6 protein-coding genes and 1 pseudogene are annotated in these 9,070 nt (G+C 71.9%); 2 read left to right on the top strand and 5 right to left on the bottom strand.

Translation table 11 applies throughout. From position 1 onward, the window contains the following. From AC1DXK_RS29040 to AC1DXK_RS29020, 5 genes and pseudogenes are all read right to left on the bottom strand, one after another. Window positions 1–602: pseudogene (locus tag AC1DXK_RS29040) on the bottom strand (hypothetical protein); the annotation flags it as partial. 246 nt (window positions 603–848) lie between these two features. Next, on the bottom strand, window positions 849–2,177 hold the full coding sequence (locus AC1DXK_RS29035) for an AmpG family muropeptide MFS transporter (protein WP_457108538.1): 1,329 nt from the start codon (window positions 2,175–2,177) through the stop codon (window positions 849–851). 223 nt (window positions 2,178–2,400) lie between these two features. Beyond that, complete coding sequence (gene mfd, locus AC1DXK_RS29030) at window positions 2,401–6,009, bottom strand: transcription-repair coupling factor (RefSeq protein WP_457108537.1); 3,609 nt, start codon at window positions 6,007–6,009, stop codon at window positions 2,401–2,403. 297 nt (window positions 6,010–6,306) lie between these two features. Beyond that, window positions 6,307–6,537 carry a hypothetical protein gene (locus AC1DXK_RS29025; protein ID WP_457108536.1) on the bottom strand — a complete coding sequence of 77 codons (231 nt, stop codon included), beginning with the start codon at window positions 6,535–6,537 and terminating at the stop codon, window positions 6,307–6,309. Window positions 6,538–6,548: 11 nt separating this feature from the next. After that, window positions 6,549–6,845: an FAD assembly factor SdhE gene (locus tag AC1DXK_RS29020; RefSeq protein ID WP_457108535.1), complete on the bottom strand. Its 297-nt coding sequence runs from the start codon at window positions 6,843–6,845 to the stop codon at window positions 6,549–6,551. Between the two features lie 192 nt (window positions 6,846–7,037). Here AC1DXK_RS29020 and AC1DXK_RS29015 point away from each other — a divergent pair, with 192 nt between their 5' ends. Both AC1DXK_RS29015 and pncA read left to right on the top strand, forming a co-directional pair. Continuing rightward, on the top strand, window positions 7,038–8,015 hold the full coding sequence (locus tag AC1DXK_RS29015; protein WP_457108534.1) for a quinone oxidoreductase family protein: 978 nt from the start codon (window positions 7,038–7,040) through the stop codon (window positions 8,013–8,015). 11 nt (window positions 8,016–8,026) lie between these two features. Further along, a complete protein-coding gene (gene pncA / locus AC1DXK_RS29010; RefSeq protein ID WP_457108533.1) occupies window positions 8,027–8,653 on the top strand; it encodes a bifunctional nicotinamidase/pyrazinamidase in 627 nt (208 codons plus the stop codon). The last annotated feature ends 417 nt before the right edge of the window (window positions 8,654–9,070 follow it).

The following is a 9,070-nucleotide window of genomic DNA, read 5'->3' as shown; positions in this document are numbered from 1 at the left end:
GCCACGGGCAGCGGCACGAGGGCGGCGACGCGGGGCGGCGCGAGGGCGGCGGGCGTGGCCTCGGCAGCGGCGATCCGGACCGGCGCGGGGGGCGCCTCCGCGGTCTTCTCGACCGCCTTGGCCTGGGCCATCCGCACCTGGGCAACCCTGGACTGCTCGGCCCGGGCGACCTGCCGGGCGATGTCCCGGATCGCCGGGGACGGCTCGGCGGCGGCGAGCTGGAAGCCGGGGACCGGCGGCGTCTCGGTCCCGAAGGCCGTCGCGGTGCCAGAGCCCAGCGCCGGGCTCGGGTCCAGCATCCAGGCGATGCTCGGTTTCCGCGGGGCCGACCGGGCAGCCGGCCCGACCGCGGCGGCGGGCGGGTGGGCGGGCGCAGGCTCCGGCGCGGCGGCCTGCGGAGCGGCGAGGCCCGCGGAATCGATCCCGGCCGGCCCCTGCGGGTGGCTCAGGACGGCCCAGCCGGCCAGGGTCATCGCCGTCAGGGAGATGAGCGCCGTCAGCCGGGTCCGGCGGCGGGCGCGCCGCATGGCGCTCGGGTAGGGCGCCCGGGTGCGCAGAACGGGATCGTAGGCGGTCTCGACATAGGCGATCCGCGGGGGCACCGGGCGCAGGGACTCCGCGGGGTGGTACGCGGTTCGGGACAACGCAGCCTGGGCCATTCGGGGAACTCGCGTACGCGCTTCCCCAAGGGCAGCCGCCGCCGTTCGCCCGCGGAGGCTTTTTCCGCGCACGTGGCCTGGGTTGCCCGTCTGGGGAGGACATCAACCGTCCGCCCCATTAAGCCGCCGTGTGGTTAATCCCCGCTAAAGAGACAGTTTCCGCGCGCATTCCCGTGTTGGGACACAGCCTCAGGTCACCTGTCCGGGCGCTTCCATAGGTCCGTGCCGGCGGGCGACCAGGAGGCACAGCAGGGCCACCGGCACGCCGATCAGGGAGGTTCCGACGAAGAACCACGTGAACCCGGTCCGCTCGATGACGAAGCCCGAGAACCCGGCGAGCAGGCTGCCCGGGAGGGCGCAGAGCGAGGTGAGCAGGGCGTACTGGCTCGCGGCATGCGCGGTGGCCGCGAGGCGGGACATGTAGGTGATCAGCACGATCGACGCGAAGGCGTAGGCGAAGCCGTCGATCCCCACGGTCAACGCGAAGGTCCAGAAAGCCGCCCCGCCATGGCCGCCGTGCCACGCGAGGTAGGCCAGCGCGAGATGGGAGGCCGAGGCCGTCACGGTGCCGATGAGCAGGCTCGCCATCATGCCGATCCGCGGGATGATGGCGCTGGCCAGGAAGGTGCCGCCCAGCGCGATCCAGAAGCCGAACAGCTTGGTCACGGTGGCGATGTCGGTGTTGGAATAGCCGAGCGTCTTGAACAGCGGGATCGCCATGGCGTTCGAGACATAGCCGGGCATCCGGAAGCCCGCCACCAGCGCCAGGACCGGCACGGCGAGGGGCCCGAGCCGGGCGAGGAGGTCGCGGATCGGCGACCAGACGGTCTCGACGAAGCCGCCGGTGGCCGGCGTCTCGGGGGCGGGGGGCTCGGGGGCGAGGAGCGCCGCCAGCGTGCCGGGAGCCATGAGCGCCGCCATGCACAGGTAGGCGGCGCGCCAGCCATAGGCGTCGGACAGGTAGAGGGCGCCCGCCCCCGCCGCGAGGTTGCCGATCCGGTAGCCGATCTCCGACCACGACGACATCAGCGCCTGCCGCTCGGGCGGCGCGGCGGTGATGCGCCAGCCGTCGATCACCACGTCCTGGGTGGCGCCCGCGACGCCGAGCGCCAGGGAGAACGCCACCGTCCAGGCGAGCCAGTGCGCCGGGTCGCCGAAGGCGACGCCCGCGAGCGCCAGGGCCACCAGGATCTGGGTGGCGACGATCCAGCCCCGGCGCCGCCCGAGCCAGCGGCCGATGAGCGGCGCGTCGTGGCGGTCGAGGAACGGCGCCCAGAGGAACTTGAGCTTGTAGGCGATGGTGAGCTCGCTCATCAGCCCGATCGTGGCGAGCGGCACCTTCGCCTGGACGAGCCACGCCGACTGGGTCGCGTAGACGAGCAGGAACGGGATGCCCTGCGCGAAGCCGAGGCCGAGCACCGCGGCGACGCGCCGGTCGGTGAACAGGGGCCTGAGGAAGGCACTCTCCTCGGACTTCGCCGGACCGGGCGCGCCGGTGACCTGCGCCGGGTTTGCCATCCACGCGTCTCCTGTGCCTCGGGGAAGGAGAGAGCAGAGATGCGCTCTCGGCGCAACGATCGCGCGACCGTCCCAACCGCCACCTCATCCTAAGGTGCCGCAGCGCAGCGGAGGCCTCGAAGGAGCCCTCCAGACGGCTGTGTGATTCCTGGAGCCCTCCTTCGAGGCTGCTGCGCAGCACCTCAGGATGAGGGAGTTTGATGGGAAGGGCGTTGCGCGCCCCTCACGCCGCCTTCTTGCCCCGCTCGGCGATCTTCACGAGGCTGCGCAGCACCTCGGTGGCGGTCTTGAGCCGTGCCGGGATCGTGGTCAGCTCGCGCACGAACACGACGCTCATGTCGGGCCGCACCTTCGCGAAGGAAGCCTGCTCGGCCACGTAGGCCACGAGCCCCTGCGGGTTGGCGTAGGACTTGTCGCGGAAGTGGACCACCACCCCCTTCGGCCCGGCCTCGACCTTCTCGACGTTGGCCTTGAGGCAGAGGATCTTGATCGTGCCGATCTTGAGGAGCTGCTCCACTTCCGGCGGCAGCGGCCCGAACCGGTCGATCATCTCGGCGCCGAAACTCTCCATCTCGGCGTCGTCCTGGAGGGTGGCGAGCCGCCGGTAGAGCGCCAGCCGCACCCCGAGATCCTCGACGTAATCCTCCGGGATTGTCACCGGCGCGCCCAGCGCGATGGTCGGCGACCACGCCTCCTCGGGCACGTCCTCGATACCGGCCTTCAGCGCGGTGACCGCATCCTCCAGCATCTGCTGGTAGAGTTCGTAGCCGACCTCCTTGATGTGGCCCGACTGGGCGTCGCCCAGGAGGTTGCCGGCGCCGCGGATGTCGAGGTCGTGGGAGGCGAGCTGGAAGCCCGCGCCCAAAGTGTCGAGGCTCTGGAGCACCTTGAGGCGCTGCTCGGCCTGGGCGGTGAGCTGGCGGTTCGCCGGCGTCGTGAACAGCGCGTAGGCGCGCGCCTTCGAGCGGCCGACGCGGCCGCGCAGCTGGTAGAGCTGGGCCAGCCCGAACATGTCGGCCCGGTGGACGATCAGCGTGTTGGCGGTGGGGATGTCGAGGCCCGATTCCACGATCGTGGTCGAGAGCAGGACGTCGAACTTGCCCTCGTAGAAGGCCGTCATCACGTCCTCGAGCTGGCCCGCCGCCATCTGGCCGTGGGCCACCGCGACCTTGATCTCGGGCATCTCGGCGTCGAGGAACTTCTTGACCTCCGCCAGATCCTCGATCCGCGCCACCACGTAGAAGGCCTGCCCGCCGCGGTAGCGCTCGCGCAGCAGGGCCTCCCGGATGGTGAGCGGGTCGAAGGGCGTCACGAAGGTGCGCACCACCAGCCGGTCCACCGGCGGGGTCGCGATGATCGACAGTTCGCGCACCCCCGTCATGGCGAGCTGGAGCGTGCGCGGGATCGGGGTCGCCGAGAGGGTCAGCACGTGGACGTCCGCCTGGAGCGCCTTCAGCCGCTCCTTGTGGGCCACGCCGAAATGCTGCTCCTCGTCCACGATGATCAGGCCGAGATCCTTGAACGCGATGGTCTTGGCCAGGAGTGCGTGGGTGCCGACCACGATGTCGACGGTGCCGGCGATGAGCCCGGCCCGGGTCTGCTTCATCTCCCCGGCGGAGACGAAGCGGGAGAGCTGCGCCACCTGGATCGGCAGGCCCTTGAAGCGCTCGGCGAAGGTCCGGAAGTGCTGGCGGGCGAGCAGCGTCGTGGGCACGATCACCGCCACCTGCTTGCCCGAGATCGCCGCCGCGAAGGCCGCGCGCAAGGCCACCTCGGTCTTGCCGAAGCCGACATCGCCGCAGACCAGCCGGTCCATCGGCCGGCCGGCATTGAGGTCGTCCAGCACCGCGTCGATGGCGTTGGCCTGGTCCTCGGTCTCCTCGAACGGGAAGCGGGCGGCGAATTCCCCGTAGAGCCCCTCCGGCGCCTTGAGGGCCGGCGCCTTCCGGACGAAGCGCTGGGCCGCGACCTTGATCAGCTCGCCCGCCATCTCGAGGATGCGGCGCTTCATCTTGGCCTTGCGGGCCTGCCACGCGCCGCCGCCGAGGCGGTCGAGGGCGACCTCGGCATCCTCCGAACCGTACCGGGTCAGGAGCTCGATGTTCTCCACCGGCAGGAGCAGCAGGCCGCCGGTATATTGCAGCTCCAGGCAATCGTGCGGGGCGCCCGCGGCGTGGATCGTCTTGAGCCCGACGAAGCGGCCGATGCCGTGATCGGCATGGACCACGATGTCGCCGGGCTGGAGCGCCTGAACCTCCAGGATCACGTCCTGGGGCCGCTTGGCCTTGCGCTTCTGGCGGACCAGCCGGTCGCCCAGGATGTCGCCTTCGGAGACCACCGCGAGGTCGCCGGCGGTGAAGCCCGCCTCCAGGCCCCAGACCGCCACGGCCGCGTCGGTGCCGCGCTTGAGCGCGTAGACGTCGGTGAGCCGGGTGATCGCCACGGGCTTCCTGAGGCCGTGGTCGGTGAGCACGCCGCAGAGCCGGTCGCGGGAGCCGTCGGACCAGGCTCCCAGGATCACGTGATGACCGGATCCCTGGAGGTCGCGGATATGGGCCACCGCGGCGTCGAACACGCTGGTATTCTCGTCGGCCCGCTCCGGCGCGAAGTTTCTTCCGGCCTTGGCGCCGCAATCGATCACGGCGCGCTCGGGCGATTCGGGCTGCGCGAAGGGGGTCAGCCGCGCCACCGTGGCGGCGGCGATCCGCTCCTTCAGCTCGTTCGGCATCAGGTAGAGGGCGCGGGGCGGCAGCGGCTTGTAGGGAGCGACGCCGGCCTGCGGCGACTTCATCGCGCCCTCGCGGGCCTGGTAGTAGTCCTGCACGAGGCTGATCCGCTCGGCGGCCGCGTCCTCGACCTGCGGGTCGAACACCAGCGGCACGCCGCCGAGATAGTCGAACAGCGTGTCGAGGTGGTCGTAGAACAGCGGCATCCAGTGCTCGAGGCCGGCGTAGCGCCGCCCCTCGCTCACGGTCTCGTAGAGGCGGTCGTCCCGCGTCGCGGCGCCGAAGCTCTGGATGTAGCCCTGGCGGAAGCGCCGGATCGTCTCGGTGGTGAGCTGGACCTCGCTCATGGGCATCAGGTCGAGGGAGCGCAGCTGCCCGGTGGTGCGCTGCGTCTCCGGGTCGAAGGCGCGGATCGATTCCAGCGTGTCGCCGAAGAAGTCGAGGCGGATCGGCGCCGGCAGGCCAGGCGGCGACAGGTCGAGGATGCCGCCGCGGACCGCGTACTCGCCCGTGTCGCGCACCGTCCCGGTGCGCAGGAAGCCGTTGGCCTCGACCCACGCCACCACGTCGTCCATCGCCACGACGTTGCCGATCGCCGCCGAGAACGCCTCGCGGGCGATGTGGGTCCGGGGCGGAACCCGCTGCACCAGGGCGTTGACCGTGGTGCAGAGGATCCGCGGGCGGTCCTCGGCCGAGCGGGTGCGGGCGAGGCGGGCCAGCGCCGTCATCCGGGCGGCCGCCACCGCCGTGGTGGGCGAGACCCGGTCGTAGGGCTGGCAGTCCCAGGCCGGCAGGCTCATCACGTCCATCTCGGGCGCGACGAAGCTCAAGGCCGCCTGGAACGACGCCGAGCGACCGGAATCGCGCGCCACGTGGACCAGCACCGCCGGCGCATCGACGGTGGGCGCCAGGGCGCGGGCGAGGTCGGCCAGCGCCAGGGCGTCGAACCCTTCCGGGGCGCTCGCCAGAACCGGGCTGTCGCCGCGCTTGAGGGCGTCGATCGCCTTGGCGAGCGCGGAGGATTTCGGCAGGGCGAAGCGCGCGACCTGCGGCTTGACGACCGGCTTGGCGACGGGGGCGGTGGGCTTCGGCTGAGGCTTGGCCATCGGGTCTTTCGCGGGGAGGCCCGCCGGGCGCGTCAGGGGGCGACGTCGGGTGGCGTTAGCCGATCGGGCCGTCGCGATAAAGCGTCCCCGCGGTCACGCCCGGACGCACCCTATCTGGCGGTCCTGCTGCGGCAGGGAACGGTGGTCGTCTTTGCGAGCGCAGCGAAGCAATCCAGGGCAGCGCCATGGCTCCCGAAGTCGCGCCACCCTGGGTCACTTCGCTCCGCTCGTGATGACGGAGCGCGCCGCAACAGCCGAAAGCCGCGATGGGATGCGGTCGAAGCCCCGGCCCGCCCCTCACGCGTCCGGACCGACGATCTCCGCCAGCGCCGCCTCGACCCGGCCGCGGAAGAAATCCGCGTTGGGCATGTGCTCGGTCATCGCGGCGGCCCGTCCGGTCGCCTGCCGCAGGATCTCGCCGCGCAGCGCCGGATCGGAGCGCTCCATCATCTCCAGCATGATGCGCACCACCAGCTCGGTGGCGATCGAGCGGGCGGGGTGGTCGTAAGCGGGTTTCGGTTCGTCCATCGCGCGGCCCCTCAGGAATGGATCGGCGCATCGTGCCGGTGGAACGCCCGCACCCGCTTCCAGACCGCCGTGTCGTAGTTCGAGGGCGTCTCGACCTCGCCGGTGAGCCACTTGAACAGGTCCCGGTCCGGCACCTCGATCAGCGCCTCGAACTGGTCGAGCTCCGCCTCCGACAGGATGCCGATTTCGGCATCGGCGAAGCGGCCCATGATCAGGTCCATCTCGCGGATGCCCCGGTGCCAGGCGCGGTAGAGGAGGCGGCGGCGGCGCGGATCGAGATCGGCGCTGGTTCGGGTGGTGCCGGACATGGCGGTCGGACCTCGGCTCGGACAACGGGCAGGGTCTAGATAGGCGCCCGGGACCGGCGGATCCAGAATGGCGATGCCCCGGGGGGAGTTACAACCGGCACGCGAGGGGACAAAAACGAATTGCCTCCGGCGGGCGGTCCGTTATCTCGGGCGGCAACGCCCCCGAACGGGGCGGCGAGCGGGAGTACGACGATGCCGAAGGCGATCCGGGTCTACGAGTACGGCGGCCCCGAGGTGATGCGCTACGAGGATGTGCCCCTGGCCGAGCCCGGCCCCGGGCAGATCCGCGTCAAGCAGGCCGCCATCGGCGTCAACTTCATCGACATCTACTTCCGCACCGGGGCCTACAAGTCCCCGCACATGCCCTTCACCCCCGGCAAGGAGGGCGCCGGCACCGTCACGGCGGTGGGCGAGGGCGTCACCCAGTTCAAGCCCGGCGATCGGGTCGCCTACGGCTCGGTGGCGGACGGCTGCTACGCCGAGGAGCCGGTGATCCCGGCCTCCGCGGCCGTGCCGATCCCCGACGGCGTCGACGAGAAGACCGCCGCCGCGATGATGCTCAAGGGCCTCACCGTCGAGTACCTGCTGCACCGGACCTACGCGGTGAAGCCCGGCGACACGATCCTGTGGCAGGCCGCGGCCGGCGGCGTCGGCCTGATCGCCTGCCAGTGGGCCAAGCACCTCGGCGCCACGGTGATCGGCACCGCCGGCAGCCCCGAGAAGGCGGACCTCGCCAAGCGGAACGGCTGCGACCACGTCATCCTCTACCGCGAGGAGGACGTGGCCAAGCGCGTGCGCGAGATCACCGGCGGCAAGGGCGTGCCGGTGGTCTATGACGGCGTCGGGCAGGCGACCCTGATGGGTTCGCTGGACAGCCTCGCGCCGATGGGGCTGCTGGCGAGCTTCGGCTCGGCCTCCGGGGCGATCACCGGGCTCGACCTCGGCCTGCTGGCCCCGCGCGGCTCGCTCTACGTGACGCGCCCGACGCTCGCGACCTTCTCGTCGAACCGCGCCACCCTGGAGGAGGCGGCCGCCCGCCTGTTCAAGGTGGTCGGCGACGGCGCGGTGAGGATCGCGGTGAACGCCACGTATCCCCTCGCCGAGGCGCAGCAGGTCCACCGCGACCTCGCGGGCCGGGAGACCACCGGCTCGATCGTGATGCTGCCCTGAGGCACGCGGCCATGACGCCCGGCAGCACCGACCTGCTCCTCGTCGTCGACGTGCAGGTCGACTTCCTGCCGGGCGGGGCGCTCCCCGTCCCGGGGGGCGACGCGGTGATCGAACCGATCAATGCCCTCCAGCACCGCTTCCGGCACGTGGTGCTGATGCAGGACTGGCACCCGGCCGACCACGTCTCCTTCGCCGACACCCATCCGGGGCGGGCTCCGTTCGAGACCGTAGCGCTGCCCTACGGGCCGCAGGTGCTGTGGCCCCGGCATTGCGTCCAGGGCAGCCGCGGGGCCGCCTTCGCGCCGGGCCTCGCCACCGACCGGGCGAGCCTTGTGGTCCGCAAGGGGCTGGACCCTCGGGTCGACAGCTACTCGGCCTTCCTGGAAGCCGACCGGACCACCCGCACCGGGCTCGCCGGGGCGCTGACGGAGCGCGGCATCACCCGCGTCGTCGTATGCGGCCTCGCCACCGATTTCTGCGTCGCCTGGAGCGCGCTGGACGCCCGCGACGCGGGCTTCGACGTCTGGGTGGTGGCGGATGCGGTGCGCGGGATCGACGTGGACGGGTCGCTGGCGCAGGCCTGGGCGCAGATGGAGGCGGCGGGCGTGCGACGGATCGCGGCGGCGGACATCGCCTGAGCGCCCGCGGAGCGGGCGGCGAACCGCCGCACGCCGCGCGGGGGACCGCCCCCGCGCCGACGCGTCGGCCCGGCATCGGCTTCCGGCAGGAGGCCCGTCAGGAGCCGGCCTGTCAGGCCAGCACCCGAAGACCAACGCGCCCACGGACACCGACCGCACGGGCAATCCCGGGATCGGCCCTGCGAAGGGGATGACCGGCGCTTACCCCGCGGACCTACGGGCGGATTCGACCTTCGGGGACGACGTCGACACCGAGACGACGCGCGACGGCGACCCGGACCACCAGCCGCGCAAGAACGCATGACCGAGAGGGCGTGACCGCCTGCCCGGGCCGACGCGGGCGATCCCCGTCAGCGGGCGCGGGCCACCATCTCGTCGAGTGCCGAATCGGCGAGATCGACGATGGTCGCCTGTTCG

The sequence above is a fragment of the Methylobacterium sp. P3_A11 genome, from assembly GCF_056403155.1.
This window is presented reverse-complemented; position numbering and strand designations above follow the sequence as displayed.

What these genes read in the sequence shown, in the direction of transcription:
- AC1DXK_RS29035 (WP_457108538.1), bottom strand. Translation starts at nt 2,177, where the DNA reads ATGGCAAACCCGGCGCAGGTCACCGGCGCGCCCGGTCCGGCGAAGTCC.
- mfd (WP_457108537.1), bottom strand. Translation starts at nt 6,009, where the DNA reads ATGGCCAAGCCTCAGCCGAAGCCCACCGCCCCCGTCGCCAAGCCGGTC.
- AC1DXK_RS29025 (WP_457108536.1), bottom strand. Translation starts at nt 6,537, where the DNA reads ATGGACGAACCGAAACCCGCTTACGACCACCCCGCCCGCTCGATCGCC.
- AC1DXK_RS29020 (WP_457108535.1), bottom strand. Translation starts at nt 6,845, where the DNA reads ATGTCCGGCACCACCCGAACCAGCGCCGATCTCGATCCGCGCCGCCGC.
- AC1DXK_RS29015 (WP_457108534.1), top strand. Translation starts at nt 7,038, where the DNA reads ATGCCGAAGGCGATCCGGGTCTACGAGTACGGCGGCCCCGAGGTGATG.
- pncA (WP_457108533.1), top strand. Translation starts at nt 8,027, where the DNA reads ATGACGCCCGGCAGCACCGACCTGCTCCTCGTCGTCGACGTGCAGGTC.